This is a genomic window from Paraburkholderia bryophila (genome assembly GCF_013409255.1).
GTDB lineage: Bacteria > Pseudomonadota > Gammaproteobacteria > Burkholderiales > Burkholderiaceae > Paraburkholderia.
The window spans coordinates 803,716-823,763 of sequence record NZ_JACCAS010000001.1 but is presented as its reverse complement, the minus strand read 5'-3'; the positions used below and the strand labels follow the sequence as shown (position 1 = coordinate 823,763).

Annotated in this window: 19 protein-coding genes and 1 tRNA gene; 10 read left to right on the top strand and 10 right to left on the bottom strand. The window is 63.6% G+C overall.

Annotation, left to right across the window (positions count from 1 at the left end; translation table 11 throughout):
- Positions 1-104 precede the first annotated feature (104 nt).
- A complete protein-coding gene (gene mfd, locus GGD40_RS03545; protein WP_179742799.1) occupies positions 105-3,587 on the bottom strand; it encodes a transcription-repair coupling factor in 3,483 nt (1,160 codons plus the stop codon).
- A gap of 120 nt (positions 3,588-3,707) precedes the next feature.
- Between mfd and ispD the strand changes: the two genes are divergently transcribed.
- Together ispD and ispF are read left to right on the top strand one after the other, a co-directional pair.
- On the top strand, positions 3,708-4,421 hold the full coding sequence (gene ispD, locus GGD40_RS03540; RefSeq protein WP_179704972.1) for a 2-C-methyl-D-erythritol 4-phosphate cytidylyltransferase: 714 nt from the start codon (positions 3,708-3,710) through the stop codon (positions 4,419-4,421).
- A gap of 93 nt (positions 4,422-4,514) precedes the next feature.
- Positions 4,515-4,994 (top strand): 2-C-methyl-D-erythritol 2,4-cyclodiphosphate synthase, encoded by a 480-nt coding sequence (ispF, locus tag GGD40_RS03535; protein WP_179704970.1) that lies wholly within the window; start codon positions 4,515-4,517, stop codon positions 4,992-4,994.
- A 92-nt stretch (positions 4,995-5,086) separates the two neighbouring features.
- Here ispF and GGD40_RS03530 read toward each other — a convergent pair whose 3' ends face one another.
- From GGD40_RS03530 to ompR, 4 genes are all read right to left on the bottom strand, one after another.
- The gene (locus GGD40_RS03530) at positions 5,087-5,611 is read right to left on the bottom strand and encodes a carboxymuconolactone decarboxylase family protein (protein WP_179704968.1); all 525 of its coding nucleotides are present in this window, start codon (positions 5,609-5,611) and stop codon (positions 5,087-5,089) included.
- A gap of 74 nt (positions 5,612-5,685) precedes the next feature.
- Positions 5,686-6,234 (bottom strand): peroxiredoxin, encoded by a 549-nt coding sequence (locus tag GGD40_RS03525; protein WP_035550336.1) that lies wholly within the window; start codon positions 6,232-6,234, stop codon positions 5,686-5,688.
- 198 nt (positions 6,235-6,432) lie between these two features.
- On the bottom strand, positions 6,433-7,782 hold the full coding sequence (locus GGD40_RS03520) for an ATP-binding protein (RefSeq protein ID WP_035550334.1): 1,350 nt from the start codon (positions 7,780-7,782) through the stop codon (positions 6,433-6,435).
- Positions 7,783-7,826: 44 nt separating this feature from the next.
- The gene (gene ompR / locus GGD40_RS03515) at positions 7,827-8,561 is read right to left on the bottom strand and encodes an osmolarity response regulator transcription factor OmpR (protein ID WP_006048917.1); all 735 of its coding nucleotides are present in this window, start codon (positions 8,559-8,561) and stop codon (positions 7,827-7,829) included.
- Positions 8,562-8,791: 230 nt separating this feature from the next.
- On the opposite strand from ompR, the gene GGD40_RS36780 reads away from it, so the two are divergent.
- The 3 genes from GGD40_RS36780 (at position 8,792) to GGD40_RS03505 (ending at position 12,247) form a co-directional block, all read left to right on the top strand.
- The gene (locus tag GGD40_RS36780) at positions 8,792-9,118 is read left to right on the top strand and encodes a hypothetical protein (RefSeq protein WP_257030334.1); all 327 of its coding nucleotides are present in this window, start codon (positions 8,792-8,794) and stop codon (positions 9,116-9,118) included.
- A gap of 290 nt (positions 9,119-9,408) precedes the next feature.
- Positions 9,409-10,968 carry a DUF1800 domain-containing protein gene (locus GGD40_RS03510; protein ID WP_179744868.1) on the top strand — a complete coding sequence of 520 codons (1,560 nt, stop codon included), beginning with the start codon at positions 9,409-9,411 and terminating at the stop codon, positions 10,966-10,968.
- 61 nt (positions 10,969-11,029) lie between these two features.
- On the top strand, positions 11,030-12,247 hold the full coding sequence (locus GGD40_RS03505; protein WP_179742798.1) for a DUF1501 domain-containing protein: 1,218 nt from the start codon (positions 11,030-11,032) through the stop codon (positions 12,245-12,247).
- 12 nt (positions 12,248-12,259) lie between these two features.
- Here the strand turns inward: GGD40_RS03505 and GGD40_RS03500 are convergent, their stop codons facing one another.
- Positions 12,260-13,093: a squalene/phytoene synthase family protein gene (locus GGD40_RS03500; RefSeq protein WP_179704964.1), complete on the bottom strand. Its 834-nt coding sequence runs from the start codon at positions 13,091-13,093 to the stop codon at positions 12,260-12,262.
- 218 nt (positions 13,094-13,311) lie between these two features.
- Between GGD40_RS03500 and GGD40_RS03495 the strand changes: the two genes are divergently transcribed.
- Positions 13,312-13,398 (top strand) — tRNA-Leu (locus GGD40_RS03495).
- 105 nt (positions 13,399-13,503) lie between these two features.
- Here the strand turns inward: GGD40_RS03495 and GGD40_RS03490 are convergent.
- Complete coding sequence (locus GGD40_RS03490) at positions 13,504-13,791, bottom strand: hypothetical protein (protein ID WP_179704962.1); 288 nt, start codon at positions 13,789-13,791, stop codon at positions 13,504-13,506.
- A 120-nt stretch (positions 13,792-13,911) separates the two neighbouring features.
- On the opposite strand from GGD40_RS03490, the gene GGD40_RS03485 reads away from it, so the two are divergent.
- Complete coding sequence (locus tag GGD40_RS03485; RefSeq protein ID WP_179742797.1) at positions 13,912-14,070, top strand: hypothetical protein; 159 nt, start codon at positions 13,912-13,914, stop codon at positions 14,068-14,070.
- Positions 14,067-15,560, top strand: coding sequence for a DUF3999 domain-containing protein (locus tag GGD40_RS03480; RefSeq protein ID WP_179742796.1), 1,494 nt, complete (start codon positions 14,067-14,069; stop codon positions 15,558-15,560). The genes GGD40_RS03485 and GGD40_RS03480 overlap by 4 nt, the downstream gene beginning before the upstream one ends.
- A gap of 66 nt (positions 15,561-15,626) precedes the next feature.
- Here the strand turns inward: GGD40_RS03480 and GGD40_RS03475 are convergent, their stop codons facing one another.
- The 3 genes from GGD40_RS03475 to GGD40_RS03465 form a co-directional block, all read right to left on the bottom strand.
- Complete coding sequence (locus GGD40_RS03475) at positions 15,627-16,079, bottom strand: MarR family winged helix-turn-helix transcriptional regulator (protein ID WP_105508287.1); 453 nt, start codon at positions 16,077-16,079, stop codon at positions 15,627-15,629.
- A 63-nt stretch (positions 16,080-16,142) separates the two neighbouring features.
- Positions 16,143-17,288, bottom strand: coding sequence for a glycerate kinase (locus tag GGD40_RS03470; protein ID WP_179742795.1), 1,146 nt, complete (start codon positions 17,286-17,288; stop codon positions 16,143-16,145).
- 88 nt (positions 17,289-17,376) lie between these two features.
- Positions 17,377-17,700 carry a hypothetical protein gene (locus GGD40_RS03465; protein WP_179742794.1) on the bottom strand — a complete coding sequence of 108 codons (324 nt, stop codon included), beginning with the start codon at positions 17,698-17,700 and terminating at the stop codon, positions 17,377-17,379.
- Here GGD40_RS03465 and tig point away from each other — a divergent pair.
- On the top strand, positions 17,699-19,045 hold the full coding sequence (tig, locus tag GGD40_RS03460; RefSeq protein ID WP_179704957.1) for a trigger factor: 1,347 nt from the start codon (positions 17,699-17,701) through the stop codon (positions 19,043-19,045). The two genes, GGD40_RS03465 and tig, sit on opposite strands and share 2 nt — an antisense overlap.
- A 215-nt stretch (positions 19,046-19,260) precedes the next feature.
- Positions 19,261-19,914 (top strand): ATP-dependent Clp endopeptidase proteolytic subunit ClpP, encoded by a 654-nt coding sequence (gene clpP / locus GGD40_RS03455; RefSeq protein WP_007182010.1) that lies wholly within the window; start codon positions 19,261-19,263, stop codon positions 19,912-19,914.
- Positions 19,915-20,048 lie beyond the last annotated feature (134 nt).

Here is a 20,048-nt window from a genome sequence, read left to right as displayed (position 1 = left end):
AAAGACGCTAGACGTCCCCCGTTTTTCTCACGTTGCGCGCGTGAGTGCGTGCATGAGGGCGTGCGCTCGTGCAACCATGAATCACGTCGTAACGGCGGAATTCATCATCGCGCAGCGGCGGCCGGCGCCGTGCCGCGGCTCGGCGAACCGAGCGCACGCAAGGTCTCCTTGACCGTCGCGACACGCACCGCGAGATCCGGGCTGCGCGTTTCGATGCGCAGCTTGTCCTGACCTGCGAGCTTGATGTGCTTGTGCTTCTGCACCATCTCGATGATCCGCATCGCGTCGATCGGCGGATTGGGGATGAACTGCAAACCGATCACCGTTTCGCCCGCATCGATCTTCGAAATGCCGAGCGGCTTCGCCGCCAGCCGCAACCGATGCGTCTCCACCAGCGCATGCGCTTGCGGCGGCAACTTGCCGAAGCGGTCGATCAGCTCTTCCTGAATGCTGTCGATCGAATCGTTGTGTTCGCAATTAGCCAGACGCTTGTACAGCGACAGACGCTCCTGCACGTCGCCGCAATAGTCGGCGGGCAAAATCGCCGGCGCGTGCAGGTTGATCTCGGTGGTGGCGGCGAGCGGCGCGGTGAGGTCGGGCTCGCGGCCTTCCTTGAGCGCCTTCACCGCGTCGTTCAGCATGTCGGTGTAAAGCTGGAAGCCGATCTCCTGAATCTCGCCCGACTGCTTGTCGCCGAGCACTTCGCCGGTGCCGCGAATCTCCAGATCGTGCATGGCCAGATAGAAGCCCGAACCGAGTTCCTCCATCTGCTGGATTGCTTCGAGGCGGCGTTGCGCCTGCCTGGTCAGCCCTTGCGGGTCGTGCACCAGCAGATACGCGTACGCCTGGTGATGCGAGCGGCCCACGCGGCCACGCAACTGATGCAATTGCGCGAGACCGAACTTGTCGGAACGGTGCAGCAGAATCGTATTGGCGCTCGGCACGTCGATGCCGGTTTCGATAATGGTCGTACACAGCAGCACGTTGGCGCGTTGGGCGACGAAGTCGCGCATCACGCGTTCGAGTTCGCGCTCATGCATCTGACCGTGCGCGACCGCGATACGCGCTTCGGGCACGAGTGCTTCGAGCATCTGCCGGCGATTCTCGATCGTCTCGACTTCGTTGTGCAGGAAGTACACCTGGCCGCCGCGCTTCAGTTCGCGTAGCATCGCCTCGCGAATCACGCTGTCTTCCTCGCGACGCACGAAGGTCTTGATGGCCAGCCGCTTTTGCGGCGCAGTGGCGATCACCGAGAAATCGCGCAGGCCTTCGAGCGCCATGCCGAGCGTACGCGGGATCGGCGTGGCGGTCAGCGTGAGCACGTCCACTTCGGCGCGCAGCGCCTTCAGCGCTTCTTTCTGACGCACGCCGAAACGGTGTTCCTCGTCGATCACCACGAGCCCGAGGCGCTTGAACTGCACGTCGGACGACAGCAGCTTGTGCGTGCCGATCACGATGTCGACCGTGCCTTCGTTGATCTGCTGGATCGCGGCATTCACTTCCTTGGTCGACTTGAAGCGCGACAGTTCGGCGATCCGCACCGGCCAGTCGGAGAAGCGATCGGTGAAGGTCTGCGTGTGCTGTTCGGCGAGCAGCGTGGTGGGCGAGAGCAGCGCGACCTGCTTGCCGCCCATCACCGCGATAAATGCCGCGCGCAGCGCCACTTCCGTCTTGCCGAAGCCGACGTCGCCGCACACCAGGCGATCCATCGGCTTGCCGCTCGTCATGTCGCCGATCACGGCGGCGATCGCGGCGGCCTGGTCCGGCGTTTCCTCGAAGCCGAAGCTCTCGGCGAACTTCACATAGTCTTTCGGTTCGAGCGCGAACGCATGGCCTTCGCGCGCGGCACGGCGCGCGTAAAGATTCAGCAGTTCGGCCGCGGTATCGCGAATCTGTTGCGCGGCTTTGCGTTTGGCCTTTTCCCACTGGCCCGAACCGAGCGAATGCAGCGGTGCGCTTTCCGGATCGGCGCCGCTATAGCGCGAGATCACGTGCAACTGTGAGACCGGCACATAAAGCTTGCTGTCGCCGGAATACTCCAGGTGCAGGAACTCGGTTTCGCCTTCGCCGAGGTCCATGGTGACCAGACCCATATAGCGGCCGATACCGTGCTGCGAATGCACGACCGGATCGCCGATCTTCAACTCGGAGAGGTCGCGCACCATCGAATCGACGTTGCTCGCCTGCTCCTGGCGGCGGCGCCCGGCGCGCCGCGCGAGTGGCCCGTAAAGCTCTGTTTCGGTGATGACCGCGATACCGTCGACCGGCACGGCAAAGCCGGTGGCGAGCGGCGCGACGCCTAGCGAGAAGCGCGAGTCGCCGATCAGCCAGTCCTGGAAGCTGTCGCTCGAAGCCGGCCGCAGATGATTGTCCGCCAGCAATTGCAGCAGCGTTTCACGGCGGCCCGCCGATTCGGTGGCGAACAGCACGCGGTTCGGCGTGGTAGCGAGATACGCGCGCAACGCGGCGACGGGGTCGTCCGCATGCCGGTCGATCGCCAGATTCGGCAGTGGGGTCGACCAGCCGCCGCCCGCGTTGGCGGGCAGCACGAGCCGCGCGAACGGCTTGGCGAACGTGTAGAAATCTTCGTCCGACAGGAACAGCCGCTGCGGCTCGAGAATCGGCCGGTCGCGATCGTGCGACAGGAAGTTGTAGCGCTGCTTCGTGTCGTTGGTGAAGCGCCGGATCGCCGCGTCCAGATCGCCGATGAACGCCAGTTGCGCGCCTTCGGGCAGATAGTGGAACAGCGTCGCGGTGTCCTCGAAGAACAGCGGCAGATAGTATTCGATACCCGCCGACGGCACGCCGTTGCCGATGTCTTTATAGATCGACGCGCGGCTCGGGTCGCCTTCGAAGGTCTCGCGCCAGCGGCTGCGAAAAGCCGTGCGCGCGGCTTCGTCGAACGGGAATTCGCGGCCCGGCAGCAGGCGCACGTCTTTCACCGGATAGAGGCTGCGCTGCGTGTCCGGATCGAACGCGCGGATCGAGTCGACCTGATCGTCGAACAGGTCGATCCGGTACGGCAGCGGCGAGCCCATCGGGAACAGGTCGAGCAGCGAGCCGCGCACGCAGTACTCGCCGGGACGTACCACCTGGCTCACGTGTTCGTAGCCGGCCAGCGTGAGTTGCGCCTTGAGCTTCGCCTCGTTCAGACGCTCGCCCTGGGCGAACGAGAACGTATAGCCGGCGAGGAACGACGCCGGCGGCATCCGGTACAGCGCCGTGGTGGCGGGCACCAGCAGGATGTCGCAGCGGCCTTCGCCTAGATCGTGCAGCGTGGCGAGGCGCTCGGACACCAGGTCCTGGTGCGGCGAAAAGGTATCGTAAGGCAGCGTTTCCCAGTCGGGCAGCAGGCGCACCCGCGCCTCGGGCGCGAAAAAGCCGATTTCCTGCGACAGACGCTGCGCATCGACGGCGCTTTCGCACACGACGGCCAGCAGCGGCACCTTCTCGCGATAGGCGAGATGGTAGCGGGCGATCAGCAGCGCGTCGGACGAGCCGTGCGTGCCGTCGAAGGCGAAACGCTGGCCGGCCTTGACAAGCGCGACGGGCGGGGAGGACTGCGATGATGCGGCGATGTCTGGCATAAAGAAAAAAGGCGGCCTCGGGCTCACACGTGAGCCGCAAGTTTACGCGTGTCCGGGCATGGATGCGAAGGACCTATTATAAAATCCGTCCTTTACTTTGACTTCGCGGCCTCCGCCCTCGTGACTTCCCGCCTATTTGCCCTGATTCCTTCCGCCGGCACCGGCAGCCGTTCCGGCGCCGCGATGCCCAAACAATATCGCACGGTAGCCGGGCGCGACATGCTGCATTACTCGCTGGCGGCCTTCGACGCCTGCAGCGAATTCGCCCAAACCCTGCTGGTGATCGCGCCCGACGACCAGCACTTCGACGGCCGCCGCTTCGGCAGGCTGCGCTTCGCGGTGCGCCGTTGCGGCGGCGCGTCGCGCCAGGCGTCGGTGCTGAACGGGCTGCAGGCGCTCGCCGAGTTCGGCGCGCACGACGACGATTGGGTGCTGGTGCACGACGCGGCCCGGCCCGGCATCACGCCCGCGCTGATCCGCGCGCTGGTCGGCGCGCTGAAAGATGACGCCGTGGGCGGCATCATGGCCTTGCCGGTGGCGGATACGCTGAAGCGGATCGACGCGGCGTCCAGCGACGGCCGTATCGCCCATACCGAAGCACGCGACGGTTTGTGGCAGGCGCAGACGCCGCAGATGTTCCGCATCGGCATGTTGCGCGACGCGATTCTGCGCGCGCAGGCCGACGGCCACGATTTGACCGACGAGGCGAGCGCGATCGAATGGCTGGGTCACGCGCCGAAGCTGGTGCAAGGCAGCCTGCGCAACTTCAAGGTGACGTATCCGGAAGATTTCGAGCTGGCCGAGGCGATTCTGAGCCGGGTGTCGGCTTCGTGATCAACGAATTCGTTCTGAATTCGGATCGGCTTTGCTCGATCGCAATTTCGAATTTAATTTCAGTGAATAAGCGGACTTAAGGACTTGACGCATATGGATTTCAGAATTGGCCAGGGGTATGACGTGCATGCGTTGGTGCCGGGACGGCCGTTGATTATCGGCGGCGTGACGATTCCTTATGAGCGCGGCTTGCTCGGGCATTCGGACGCCGACGTGCTGCTGCACGCGATCACCGACGCGATTTTCGGCGCCGCGGCAATGGGCGACATCGGCCGTCATTTCTCCGATACCGACGCGAAGTTCGCGGGCGCGGATAGCCGCGTTTTGCTGCGCGAGTGTTTTGCGCGCGTGACGGCGGCGGGGTTTTCGATCGCGAACGTGGACAGCAGCGTGGTTGCGCAGGCGCCGAAGCTCGCGCCGCATATTGAAGGCATGCGCGCGAATATCGCCGCCGATCTCGGCCTGCCGCTGGAGCGCGTCAATGTGAAGGCGAAGACCAATGAGAAGCTCGGTTACCTCGGGCGAGGCGAGGGTATCGAAGCGCAGGCCGCGGTGTTGTTGATCAAGAACTGACCGGCGGGTTGGGCTGCATCAATCCGGTACGGCTCATTCAGGTCGCGCGCGCAGCGGCGATTAAATCATCGTGCTGCGCGCTGACCGAAGTTTTATTTACTCTCGGCGGCAATACACTGCGCGGTGGCATTAATCACCGCCGCGATCCGGCCGACATCGCGCAATTGCGTGGAACTCATGCCTTCGGCGACTAGCGTATCGAAGTGCGACTTCACGCAAAAATGGCATTTGCCGATAATCGACGCCGCCAGCGCATACATCTCGAAGCGTCGTTTATCTACGCCGCCATGCGACGCATAAGCGTTCATCCGTAATTGCGCCGGCTGCGATTTCAAATCCGCGCTGCCCGTCATCTCGACGTACGGATACCAGACGTTATTCATGCCCATCAACGCGGCCGCCGTGAGCGCGCCATTCGTTTCTTCGGGCGACAACACGCCCGCATTGCGAATCGCGTCGACGATCACCGTGCACTTCGCGGCGAATGCCGCCGCCAATGCCACGCCGACCGCATCGTTTCCTTCCAGCGATGAGCGCGCAATCGTGCCGTCCAGATTCAGCCGGATGTCCTTGGCGTAGTCCGGTACGCGCGCCTTAATCGAAGACAAGAATTCCATTGTTATCTCCTATCAGGTTGCCGATAAAAAAGCCCGCGGCTTTTTCAAGCTTGACGGGCTTTTGAAGACACGGCTTACAGCGTTGCGCCACCGACCGAGCGGTTGCACGGACAGAGTTCGTCCGTTTGCAGGCCGTCGAGAATCCGCAGCACTTCTTCCGGATTGCGGCCCACGTTCAGGTTATTCACCGACACGTGCTGGATCGTATTGTCCGGATCGACAATGAAAGTCGCGCGCAGTGCCACGCCGGCTTCCTTGTCGCGCACGCCGAGCTGGTCGATCAGCTCGCCTTTCACGTCGCCGAATGCGTAGTGATTCAGCTTGTCCAGGTCTTTATGCTCGCGACGCCAGGCCAGCTTCACGAATTCATTATCGACACTGCCGCCCAGCAGCACGGCGTCGCGTTCCTCGAAGTCGTTGGCCAGTTTGCCGAACTCGACGATTTCGGTCGGGCATACGAAGGTGAAATCCTTCGGGTAGAAATAAATGATTTTCCACTTGCCCGGGAACGACTGCTCCGTGATTTCTTCGAACGCCGAGACGCCGTTTTCTTCGTGATGGTTGAAGCCTGGCTTGGCAGCGGCAATGGTGAACGCTTCGATTTTATCGCCAACGGTTTTCATGCGAATACTCCTTCGTAAGTTGGAAAAAACAGCATGTCTTAGGCTCCGAACTCGTCACACGAGCGCGTCACACGGTGTCCCCTATGGTTCTATTGGACCACCCGTTCTATAGCGTCAAGCTAATCGAACGGGTGGCAATTATTCAATGCGGCCGTGGGCCGCAGGCGGCGCGCCGAGGCGCCTGACGCCGGTTTCCGCTCAGGCGCCTTTGGCCAGCGGGAACTCGATCGTGACCTCGAGACCCGGGCCCGGCGTGCGGTTGCGCAATCGCAGCGCACCGCGGTAGCGGCCCACGAGGCGCTGCACGATGGCCATGCCGAGGCCCGTGCCGTTCGCCTGCGTGCGCGCCGAGTTCACACGATAGAACGGCCGTGTGACCAGCGCCAACTGGTCTTCCGGAATCCCGGGGCCTTCGTCGACCACGGACAGTTCAACCCGCGAGTGCGACACCCGCGTTTCCAGAATCACGTGCGGAATGCCGTCGCCGTCGCTCAAACCATACTTGCGAGCGTTCTCCAGCAGATTACCGACCACCCGCCGCATGTCGGTTTCATCGGCCTCGATCACCGCCGACGGCGCGAGCCGCGTAATCAGCCGCATGCTGTCTTCGCTCTGCATGCGCGCAGCCAGTTCTCCTGCGATCACGGAAAGGTCGACAGGTTCCGGAACACGTTGCACGGGCCGCGCGTAATCGAGGAACCGGCCGATGATCATGTCCATCTGCTCGATGTCGTCGACCATCGCGTCTTTGGTGCTTTGATCGGACGGGCTCATTTCGGTTTCGAGCCGCAGCCGCGCGAGCGGGGTGCGCAGATCGTGCGAAATCCCTGCGAGCATCAGCGCGCGGTCGGCCTCGAGCTGTTCGAGGTCCTGCACCATCTGGTTGAAACTGCGATTGGTTTCGGCGGCCACACCCATGCCGCGCTCGGGCAGCGGTTCGGGCGACTGGCCCGAGCCGACCTTGCGCGCGGCCATGGCGAGGCGCGCGAACGGCCGGTTCACCAGACTCGTGATAAACGCCGCGCCGAACAGCGACAGCGCCAGCGCGAACACGCCCCAGCCGGCCCATTGCAGCCCGGTGGCGTTGTCGAGTTGATCGCGGTCGAGGGCGACCCAGTAATCGTCGTCGTCGATCTTGAAGCTGATCCAGACGCCGGGAATGTCGTTCACGCTCTGCGCGATGACCGTGTCGTCGCCGAGCCGGCCGCGAATGTCGTGTTCGATCAGGCGGTTTAGCGACTCGTCGGGCTGGAGCTTGTACTTGTCGGTGGTTTCGCGCGGGTACACCCGCACCCCTTCATTGCTCTCCAGATCCTGCAGCAGTGCGCGCCGCAGGTCGGGATCGGAATAAAGGAGGGCGGTGCGCGTGAGCTTGACGATCGCCACGAGCTGCAACGCCACGCGCTGCGCGCGCGGCTCGCGTTCGATCACCCGGAAGCTCTGGAACCAGGCGGCGAGACTGACTGCGATCAACAGTGCGATCAACAGAAAGGTCCGCCAGAAAAGGCCGCCGAACGCGAGCGTCAGGAGGCGCCGGTCGATCCGCATGGGCCCTTCTTATCTGAATTCAAAAACAGGAGGCGAGAACAAACTCAGGCTGCACCGTCGGGGATGAACACGTAACCCAGACCCCATACGGTCTGAATGAAACGCGGGCTGCCGGGGTCCGGCTCGATCAGCTTGCGCAGACGCGAGATCTGCACGTCGAGGCTGCGGTCGAACACTTCGTATTCACGGCCACGCGCCAGCTCCATCAGCTTTTCACGCGACAACGGCTGACGCGGATGACGCGCGAACACCTTCAGCACGGAGAACTCGCCCGTGGTCAGCGGGATTTCCTGGCCGGCCTTGGTGAGCGTGCGGGTGGCGAGGTTCAGCGCGAACTCGCCGAACTCGAACACCTCGGTGGTTTCCGACGGCGCGCCCGGCAATTCGGACGGCGACTGGCGGCGCAACACCGCGTGAATCCGCGCGACCAGTTCGCGCGGGTTGAATGGCTTGGGCAGGTAGTCGTCGGCGCCCATTTCGAGGCCCACGATACGATCGACGTCTTCACCCTTGGCCGTCAGCATGATGATCGGCGTGCGGTCGTTACTGCCGCGCAAGCGCCGGCAGATCGACAGGCCGTCCTCGCCGGGCAGCATCAGATCGAGCACGAGCAGATCGAAGCGCTCACGCACCCAGAGCTTGTTCATGGACGGCGCGTTCTCGGCAACATAGACATTAAAGCCCTGTTCACCGAGGTAGCGGCGCAGCAGATCGCGCAGGCGCGGATCGTCGTCGACGACGAGGATTTTCGAAGGGTTTTTAGTTTCCATGGTCGGCATCTTAGCGCGATTAGAAAGGGGTGCGCGGTTGCATCATTTATCGGGTTACAGTCAGTTACAAAATTTACCCGCACTGTGGCACGACGTAAAGCACGGGCAGGTAGACTGCTTTACTGAATGCGGCTGTTCGGTGGATACTTCACTCGACTAAAAACTCTCGCACCCGGCTAGTTACCGGGGTTTGTATACGCATTTGAGGTAGCCGGTTGCCGCGCCACGAAGGGAAAAACATGAAGGGAGGGGTTTGGCCAAATGTGCGCCTGAGCGTTATTGCACTGGCAGTTGCCGGTACGCTCGCAGGTTCACTGGGACCCACGCTCGCCCATGCCCAGCCTTCCGCCGACAGAGCTGCGAGCGAACGCGCGCCCAGACCCGCCAATCCTAGACCCAATCGCCATAACGCCAATATCGAGCGTCCCGCTTCCGACGTGATGTTGCGCACCGCAGTTCCTCCCGATCTCGATCAACGTCGTCGTGACGGTCATATGACGCCCGACGAACGGCGTCTGTTACGGCAGCATATCGAAGATGCTGTCCGCGAACTTTATAAGCGATAGCTATTTCCGTGCCTGCCCCTGGCCGGCATCTCGCGCAGCGTCCTCGCGTGAAAAATTTCGTTGCACTTCCCCCGTCAACTTTCCCGTCCGATCTGCCGTTGAATCGTCAAAGCAGAGCGCCGCTTGCCACGCACAAGATGGGCAAGCGCCGCTCCGTGACCTTGCGTCAACCCGGATGATCCATGATGAAATTGCCAGAACGTGGTAATCGCGGCACGGTGTTTGCCGCATCGGCCAGCGTGCTCGCGGCGGTTGTCTGCGCGGTGGTCTCCGCTACGCCGGCGTCGGCCGTGCAGCAGCAGGGCACGCCTCGTGTTCCGCACGCGAAGCATCGGGCCACGGCATCGGCGGCTGCCGATACTTCCGACAGCGAGCAAGGCCTGCTCGATGCCGACGACGCGCGCTTCTTCCTGACGCGTGTCGGCTTCGCACCGGACAACGCCGAGGTCGCCCAATACGTGGGACTCACGCGCGCTCAGGCCGTCGACAAGGTGCTCGCGGGCACTCGAACCGAAACGCTGACGCCGCTGCCCGAGTGGGTGCTCGAACCGATTCCGACGCGCGAGATCCGTAAAACGTGGAGCGACGATCAGCGCCGCGACGAGCAACGTCTGCGTGGCCAGCGCTACGACGCGTTACGCGCATGGTGGGTACGTGAGATGCTCACCACGCCGTCGCCGCTGACCGAGCGCATGACGCTGTTCTGGGCCAATCACTTCACGTCGGGGCAGGACAAGGTCGGGTATCCGCAGCAGATGGCGCAGCAGAACATGCTGTTGCGCCGTGACGCGCTCGGCAACTTCGGCGAGATGCTGCACGACGTCGCGAAAGATCCGGCGATGCTGCAATACCTCGACGGCGCGAGCAATCGCAAGGGTAAGCCCAATGAGAATTTCGCCCGTGAAGTGATGGAGTTGTTCACGTTAGGCGAAGGCCATTACACGCAGCGCGATGTGTCGGAAGCCGCGCGCGCATACACGGGCTGGAGTCTCGATCCCGACACGCAGGCCTATGTGTGGCGCGCGAACCAGCACGACGATGGCGAGAAGACGGTGCTCGGCGAGGCCGGTCCGTTCGACGGCGATCAGGTGCTCGACATTCTGCTCGCGCGGCCGGACACAGCCACCTTCGTCACGAGCAAGCTGTGGCGCGAATTCGTGTCCGATACGCCGGACCCGGCGCGCATTGCGCCGATCGCGGCGCAGTTCCGCGCGAGTCACTACGACATCAAGGTCGCGCTGCGCGGCCTTTTCATGAGCGAAGCGTTCTGGGACGACGACGATCGCGGCGTGCTCGTGAAGTCGCCGGCGGAGTTCGTGGTGGGCACGCTGCGCGCGTTCGATATTGGTTACGACAACACCGCGCCGTTCGCCGCGGAGATCCGTAACCTCGGCGAAAACCTGTTTTATCCGCCGAACGTCAAAGGCTGGCCGGGCGGAACGACCTGGATCAACAGTTCGACGTTGCTGGCTCGCAAGCAGTTTGTTGAGCAATTGTTCCGCGCGACGGAGGCCGCGAGGCCGCGGCCGATGAGCAAGCCGGTGAACGGTGCGATGAGCGGCAAGGTCGCTGCAAGTGGCGCACCGGCTAGCGGCATGGCAGGTAATTCGCCGTTACAACGTGTGATCGCGCGAACGGGTCAAAACGCGCAAGGCGGCGTACGCTTCGATATCGACACGTGGCTCGCGCATTACAACACCGCGCCGACGGCGAAGCCGGGGTTGTCGGCGGAGTTGCAGCTGCAGCACGCGGTCTTGCCGCTGACGCCGGTGGACGCGATCGAAACCGATTCGACCGCGAGCGCGTACCTGGAAGCGTTGCTGATGGACCCGGCTTATCAGTTGAAGTGAGCTGCTGAAGCAAGCCATTGAAGCAAGCCACCCAAGCCATGACGATCGAACGAGGTGCAGGATGAAACGACGCAGCTTTCTCTCGATGGGCGCCGCCGCGAGCGCGACGCTCTGGCTGCCTCGCGCGTTCGGCGCGCAGCTCGATGGCCTCGGCGCCTCGCGGGCTCGCGGCTACGACAACCTGCTGATCCTCGTCGAACTGAAAGGCGGCAACGACGGCTTGAACACCGTGATCCCGTTCGCCGATCCGGCTTACTATCAGTTGCGCAAGAACATCGGCATCAAACGCGAGCAGGGCATTCAGCTCGACGAGCGCACGGCCCTGCATCCGTCGCTGCAGCCGTTGATGCCGCTCTGGCACAGCCAGCAACTGGCGATCGTGCAAGGCGTGAGCTACGCGCAACCGAACCTCTCGCATTTCCGTTCGATCGAGATCTGGGACACCGCCTCGCGCTCCGACCAGTATCTGCGCGAAGGCTGGCTGACCCGCGCGTTTGCACAATCGCCGGTGCCGCCCGGTTTTGCCGCCGACGGCGTAGTGATCGGCAGCGCCGAAATGGGACCGCTCGCGAATGGCGCGCGCGCGATCGCGCTGGTCAATCCGGCGCAGTTCGTCAAGGCTTCGCGCCTCGCGACGCCGGTCTCGCTACACGAACGCAACCCGGAACTCGCGCATATTCTCGACGTTGAAAACGACATCGTGAAAGCGGCGGACCGGCTGCGTCCCACGCAAGGTCAGGCGCAGTTGAAGACGGTGTTTCCCGGCGGCGCGTTCGGCAGCTCGATCAAAACGGCAATGCAGGTTTTAGCGGCCGGCGATACGTCGCAGGAAAAACCGAAGAGCGGGCAGGGCGTCGCCGTGATCCGTCTGACGCTGAACGGCTTCGACACGCACCAGAACCAGCCGGGTCAGCAGGCGGCGCTGCTCAAACAATTGGCGGAAGGTTTCGCGTCGATGAAGTCGGCGCTGACCGAGCTCGGCCGCTGGGACGACACGCTGGTGATGACCTATGCCGAGTTCGGGCGCCGTCCGCGTGAGAATCAGAGCAACGGCACGGACCATGGGACCGTGGCGCCGCACTTCGTGATGGGTGGGCGCGTGCGCGGCGGGTTGTACGGCGTGCCGCCGGTTCTCGCGCGACTCGACGGCAATGGCAACCTGCCGGTCGGCGTGGATTTCCGGCAGCTTTATGCGACGGTGTTGGGGCCGTGGTGGGGGCTCGACGCGTCGGCGATTTTGCAGCAGAGGTTCGAGCCGTTGCCGTTATTGCGTGCGTGATGTGGGGCGCGTCTACTTCGCGCGCCACGCGATCCACAGCTTGCGAACCGGCGTCAACGCGATGCGCTGATGCAGCACGTGATAACCATCGCGTTCAATCTCATCCAGCAGCGCCAGCGCGAGCGCGGCGAGCGCGAGCAGCGTGCGCTGTGCGCGACGCTCGGCAGCAGGCACGGCAGCGAGCGCGGCATGCAACGCCTCGCGCGCGCGAGTGGTCTCGAAGCGCATCAGGTCGGTGAACGCATCGGTATATTTTCGATTGATCAGATCCGCCGCGGTCACGTTGAAGCGCTGCATCTCGTCGATCGGAATATAGATGCGGCCGTGGCGGGCATCGTTGCCGGTCTCGACCACGAGCTGCGCGAGCAGCAGCGCGTCGCCGAGCGGCGTGGACCAGCTCGAAGCTTGTTCGCTGTCCGCGGCGCGCCTTGTCGCCGCGCGCGCCACCAGCGCGGCGAACGTGCCGCCGACGCCTTGCACATAGCGCCGCAGATTCGGATAGTCGAGATAGCGCGCCTGGTCGAGGTCCATCTCGAAGCCGGCGAGCAAGTTCTGCAGCGCGGGATACGCCGCCTTCACGTCGGGCAGATACGCAGCCAACGCCTTCGACACAGGATGCGACGGCGAGCCCGAGGCCAGCGCGGCCAATTCGTTTTGCCACCACGCGAGTTTCGTCCGGCCGATGGTCGGATCGCTGGTCTCCTTGACCGTTTCCTCGAACTCGCGGCGTAGCGCGAACAGCGCGGTGAGCAACGGCCGGCTTTTCGCGGACGCCTGACGCAGCGCGTAGTAGGTGCCCGATCCGGGGGGTGCCGCTTTCTGCTGGCAATAGTCGTCGAAATTCACTGGATGGGCGTGTGGGGAACAGGCGGCAAAGAAGGGGCACGTGGTTTGTGCATCGAGCCAAAAATTGTAGCATCGGCGCCGTCCGGACAGATGCCCCGCAGATGCAGACAAGCGCGAATCTATCGGTTAGAATCTCGCGCTTACGGTTTCGGGCGCGAGTTTTGAACGCGGCCGTAAGCCTGCAGGACATCGGATAGGCGCATTGCGTCGATCCGGCTGCGAGGGTGGCGAAATTGGTAGACGCACCAGGTTTAGGTCCTGACGCCCGCAAGGGTGTAGGGGTTCGAGTCCCCTCCCTCGCACCATCTATCTGTAGCGAAGAACCCCGTTAAGTCTTTGGACTGACGGGGTTTTTTGTTTTCGTCTCGTGTTTTTCGGTGGGACGCCGGGCAGGTGCTGCCCGGCTGTGCTCAAGCTTCCGGTGCGTCGGGTTGCGCCTGCATGCCCGGCAGCTCGGCTTGCGCCGCGCCTTCGAGGAAACGGCGGGTCGAGTCGAACGCTTGCAGCATCGGCTCGGGCCACGGCGTTTTCAACATCACGGCCTGATGGTTTTCGAATGCCGACGACAACAGTTTCGCCAGTTCAGGCGAGCGCAGATGACGCAGCAGTACGCTGACGGCAATCGCCGTCGCCTGGCTGGCGCCGGCGGTCTGGAGTTCCGAAGCGGTGAGAGCCGCGACCTGTTTGTTGATGTCCACTGAAACTTCCTTGGATGAAATGTGGGAGATTGAAGGCTCGGTGGCCGCTGCCGAATTTTGACACGGTTGACGGGTCGTCGCGTGGCGGCGAGATGGTGGCTGTGTCGTTCGTGTGGTTCAATGCGCTGCTCTCGCGGCGCGTGTGCTCTGTTTAATCTGTTGCATGCGAGCGTCGTCGAGCAGATTGTGTTGTTCATCGGCATGGGTTCGATGTGGCTGCTCGTCGGCTGCGTCGAGCCGTTGCCGCCCAAGGCTGTGGTCGTGGAAACCGAGCAATGAAGCGTGTCCTGAAACTGACCGGCTGGTGTTGTGCGTTCGTGTTCGCGTGGGCATCGGCGCCAGCGTCGGCTGCCGACAATTTCGCAGAGCGTTTTGCGCTGCAACTCGACAACGGCGCGGCTTATTACAGCGTGACGTTGCCCGCCGCCGTCTACGCGGCGAGCCAACGCAGCGATCTGGGCGACGTGCGCGTCTTCGACAGCGCCGGCGAAGCCATGCCGTACTCGATCGAGATACCACGCGACGCCGCGCGCAGCGCGCCCACGTTGCGGTCGGTGAACTGGTTTCCGTTGCCGTCGTCCGTGCCCGGTGCGTCCGGCGCGCCATTCGGCGTGGCGATGACCGCCGACGGCTCGCTGCGCGCCACTGCGGCCCCGCCGGCCCGCGAACAGCACGACACGGATCTGATCGACGCGGGGCGTGCGGCGCGCGCGGGTCGGGTGAGCGCGTTGCTCGTCCACCTGCGGGACGACAATTACCAGGGGCGCGTCACGGTCGAAGCCAGCGACGACTTGCGCCATTGGCAACCCGCCGGCGATGCGCAACTGCTCAAGGTCAACGCCAACGGCAGCGCGCTGAGCCAGGATCGTATCGAACTGGACGGCGCGCAGGCGCGCTATCTGCGCCTGCATTGGCTCGACGGCACGCCCTATGTCGAGTCGATCGATATGGAAGTGCAGGCCGTCGCCGTCCACGCGCAACGCGCCGACGCGCAGCGGACGTGGCGCGAAGGCATCGTCGCTCATGCCGGGCCGAAGCCGGGCGAGTATTTCTTCGCGACGGGCGGCGCGTATCCGGTCGACCGTCTGCGTCTGAATTTGCCGCAGCCCGATACGGTGGCGCCGGCGGTTGTCTATTCGCGCACGGGGCTGGACGCGCCGTGGCGCGAAGTGTCGAGCGCGACGCTGTTCCGCTTGCACAACGGCACGGTCGAGCAAAGCAATCCGTCGCTCTCTTTCGCGCCCGATACCGATCGTCAATGGCGGGTGGTGGTCGATACGCACAATGGCGGACTGGGTAACGGCGCCTTGACGGTGGCGGCTGGCTGGCGTCCGGCGACACTGCTTTTCGCCGCGCATGGGGCCGCGCCGTTCACGCTGTCGGTGGGGAGTGCCGCGAGCGTGTCGGCGGCGGTGAGTCGGGATGAGGTGTTGGCGGGCGCGTCGTCGGTTGCGGCGACGGCGCGTGTGGGCGACGCGCTATCGCTATCGCTTGCGCCGGACGCCGATGCCCAGCCCGCGCCACCGGATGCGCGGCGTCGCTACCTGATATGGGCGGCGTTGTTGCTGGGGGTGGGTTCGCTCGCGGCGCTCGCATGGCGGCTCGCACGCGGTGCTCGCGCACATGCGCAAGTTGGCGGGGCGAGTGGCGCGATGGCAAGTGGTTTGCCCGTCGAATCCGGAGCAATGAACGCTCCGGCTGATGATGCGGATGCCGCGCGGTCCGGCGTCAACGCCAATGCCAACGCCAAAGGTGACGGCAAAGCCTGAGTCCAGCGTCAAACGTGACGGCAGCCTGAGTTCAGCGCATGCCGACCCGGCCGCCGCCTTTGCGTGTCACTCCTCGCGCGCCATCATCGTTTCGATGATTTTGTCGAGGGCATGGCCGAACGCGACTTTTTCCTGCTCGTCGAGGCAATCGAACAGATCGCCGTTCCACTTGCGCGCGATCGGCATCACCTTCCGGTACAGCGCGCGACCCTCCGGGGTCAGTGAGACCAGCACGACGCGGCCGTCTTCGGCACTCGGCTCGCGTTTCACGAGCCCCTGTTTGATCAACGCTTCCGCCGCGCGGCTCGCCTGACTCTTGTCGAGGTTGGCGTGCCGCGCCAGTTCCATGATCGAGAACGGTCCAAACGAGCCCACCGATGCAATCACGCGCGCCTCAGGCAAGGTCACGCCGAGCTTGTCCTGATAGCGCTCGCTGATGCCACGCTCGGCAAGCTTGTTGAGCACATGCAGGCGGTACGTGAGGAACTGCTCGAGCCCGGCTTTGGCGGAGTCCTTCATGGTCTTCCCGTAGTGAGTGATGCGGTCGCGGCGCTGTGATTGTTGCCGCAACCGTCCCGTCGGTCAACGCGCGCCGAATTTCAGGCGCGTCAATTGTTCGGCCGCGTCGGCCAGCAGCCGCGCCGCGTCGCGAATCGCGACCTCGAGCGTGATCGGGCCGGGCGCCGGCGAGAAGCAGCCGCTGAAGTATTCGGCGAGCCGCGGCAAGGCCGCGGAGTCCACCGCGCCGGACAGCAGCGTGGCCGGCACGCCCGCGGCCTGTGCGTGGCGACAGGCGATGAAGGGCGCTTTGCCGTGCAGCGTTTGCACGTCCGAACGGCCTTCACCGGTGATCAACCAGTTCGCGCCTTCGAGCGCGGCGTCGAGTCCGATTTGCCGTGCGACGGTTTCCGCGCCCGGCTCGAATTGCGCGCCGAGCATATGCAGCGCGAAGCCGAGGCCGCCGGCCGCGCCCGCGCCCGGCAGGTCGCGCGCGCTGCGCCCGAGCGCCGCTTCGAGCAGATCGGCGAAGCGAGCGAGCGCGGCGTCGATCGACGCGATCTGCTCCGGCTTCACACCTTTTTGCGGACCGAATACCGCAGTGGCGCCGTGCTCACCGGTCAGCGGGTTGTCGACGTCGGACATACCGACGAATTGCGTGACGGCCAGCCGCGCGTCGAGTTGCGACACGTCGAGCCGCGCGACGCGCGCGAGCTGCTCGGGCGTGGCGTCGAGCTCCTGATCTTGCGCGTCGAACAGTTTCAGACCGAGGCCGGCCAGCAGGCCGGCGCCGCCATCATTCGTGCTGCTGCCGCCAAGCGCCACGTAAAAGCGCCGAACGCCCGCGTCCAGCAGCGCGCGGATCGCTTCGCCCATGCCGCGCGTGCTGCGCGCCTCGACCGGCACGCCCATGCCCACCGGATCCGTAATGCCGACCACTTCCGCCGTTTCGACGATCGCGCTGCCGTCGGCCAGCAGACCCGTGAGCGCGTCGCGCACCGGACCGGCCGCGCCGCGCACGTTGAGCGTGCGGCGTTCGCCGCCGCTGGTGAGCATGGCGTCGAGCGTGCCTTCGCCGCCGTCGGCCATCGGGCAGATACGTACTTCGGCGTCGGGGCGGGCGCGGCGAATGCCTGAGGCGATCGACTGCGCGACCTGGTCCGCACTAAGCGAGCCTTTAAAAGAGTCGGGAGCAATGACGACGACGGGCGAGGACGGCGAATTCGGCATGGTGTCTCTGATAGTTTGGAATCGTGGCGAGGGCGGGTACGGCGACGACACTGCGGAAGAAGTGCGGGCGCAGCCCCGAGCGCGTGCGTCACTTTATCAGCATGGGCGCGCCGACTGAATATGTCGAACGGCATAGCCAGGATCGTCCGAACCTGGCGGAAACCGCGCCGAAACGGCGTGGAAAGCGGCCCGAATCACGAGAAAAATGCGGTGAATCGAGGAATCCCGCTTGGGCGCGCAAATAGTTTGCTAAAATATTCGGCTCTTTGGACCCAATCGTGCTGCCGGTGGCCTGCAAGGCCAGCGGCGCAGGCGCGCAATCGACGCAACGCCACGCTGTGAAGCGACGTCGAAAAGCGGCACGGAGAAGATAACTGATTCGCTCGAATAATTTTAGGACGATTGAAGCCATGGCTAACGTTGTTGAGAACCTCGGCAAGCTCGAACGCCGCGTCACGATTTCCTTGCCGAAGGACGCCGTGCAGAAGGAAGTGGACTCGCGTATCCGTCAACTCGCGAAGAACGTGCGCATGCCGGGTTTCCGCCCGGGCAAGGTGCCGCTCAAGATGGTGACGCAACAGTATTCGGGTCAGGTGGAAGCCGAAGTCCTGAGCGACAAGGTCGGCAAGGAATTCTTCGACATCAGCCGCGCCGAAAACCTGCGCGTTGCCGGTCAGCCGAGCTTCGCGCCGAAATCCGACGCAGTTGAAGGCGACTACGCTTTCGACGCGACGTTCGAGGTGTATCCGGAAGTGAAGCTGGGCGATGTCGCTACGGCTGAAATCGAGCGCACCACGACCACCATCAGCGAAGCGGAAATCGATCGCACGCTGGAAATCCTGCGCAAGCAGCGCGTGCATTTCCACGCTCGCGGCGAAGCCGGCGACCATGGTGACGGCGGTGCGGACACGGCAGCGAAAGAAGGCGATCGCGTGTCGGTCGACTTCGTCGGCAAGATCGACGGTGAAGTGTTCCAGGGCGGTAGCGCTGACGACTTCGCTTTCGTGCTGGGCGAAGGCCGCATGCTGCCGGAATTCGAAACGGCTGCCACGGGCCTGAAGGTCGGCGAGTCGAAGGAATTCGACCTGGCGTTCCCTGAGGACTACCACGGCAAGGACGTCGCCGGTAAGACCGCGCAATTCACGATCACGATGAAGAAGATCGAGTGGCCGCATCTGCCGGAAATCGACGCTGAATTTGCCAAGTCGCTCGGTATCGAAGACGGCGATCTGACCAAGATGCGCGCCGAGATCAAAGACAATCTCGAACGCGAAGCGAAGCGCCGCACGCAAGCCATCGTCAAGAACCAGGTAATGGACGCGCTGTTGAAGATTTCGGAACTGGACGTGCCGAACGCGCTGATCGAACAGGATCAGGAACGCCTCGTCGGCATGGCCCGTCAGGATCTGGAGCAACGCGGCGTGCCGAACGCCAAAGACGCACCGATCCCGGCTGCCATGTTCAAGGACCAGGCCGAGCGCCGCGTCAAGCTGGGCCTCGTGCTGGCCGAGCTGGTCAAGGCTAACGAGCTGCAAGCCAAGCCGGAGCAGATTCGTGCCGAAGTCGACGAATTCGCGAAAAGCTACGAAGACCCGAAGGAAGTCGTCCGCTGGTATTATTCCAACCAGCAACGTCTTGCTGAAATGGAAGCGTACGTCGTTGAAGCTAACGTCGTCGATTTCGTCCTCAGCAAGGCCAAGGTGACGGACAAGGAAGTAAGCTTCGAAGAACTGGCAAGCGCAACGGCGCAAGCGTAAGCGTCGCTGCAACGGCGTGCCGGCTGTCGGAGTGACGGCCCGCACGCCGTTTTTTTGTGCGGCGAATGGGTAGTGAGCACGCATTGCATTCTGCATGGCGTTTTGCGCCACGTTGCATCCGGCGCTCGCACTGATCGCGCACTTGAATACGGGCTCGTCGACCACACCTGTCTAGCATCTAATAGTTAGAATATTTCCAGACAAGGATCCATTGCATGACCTTTCGCGCCCAAATGCTGGACACGTTGACCTCCCAGTCGTCCCGGGATCTCGAAGCGCAGGCGCTCGGACTGGTGCCGATCGTCGTGGAAACGAGCGGCCGGGGCGAGCGCTCGTATGACATTTATTCGCGTCTGCTGAAGGAACGCATTGTGTTCCTGGTCGGTGAGGTGAACGATCAGACGGCCAATCTGGTCGTCGCGCAGATGCTGTTCCTTGAAAGCGAAAATCCGGACAAGGACATCAGCTTCTACATCAATAGCCCGGGTGGCTCGGTGTCGGCTGGCATGGCGATCTACGACACGATGCAGTTCATCAAGCCCGACGTTTCCACGCTGTGTATGGGACTCGCGGCCAGCATGGGCGCATTCCTGCTGGCGGCCGGCGCGAAGGGCAAGCGTTTCGCGTTGCCGAACTCGCGCGTGATGATTCACCAGCCGTTGGGTGGCGCACGTGGTCAGGCGTCGGACATCGAAATTCAGGCGCGCGAAATCCTGTATTTGAAGGAGCGTCTGAATCACCTGCTGGCGCACCATACCGGCCAACCGGTCGAGCGTATTGCACGCGACACCGACCGCGACAATTTCATGTCCGGCGATGACGCGCAAGCTTACGGTCTGGTCGACCAGGTCGCGCACAAGCGTCCTTGATCGGTTGCGGCCTTGCCCCGAAATGAGGCAAAGCCGTCGTCCGATCGGTTTGTGAAATAATCAAAACTCGTCCGAGCGCCTGCGGCAAACGCCGTCACCTTGGCTCAGCCCCCGCCGCGCCCCAACTGTGTGGC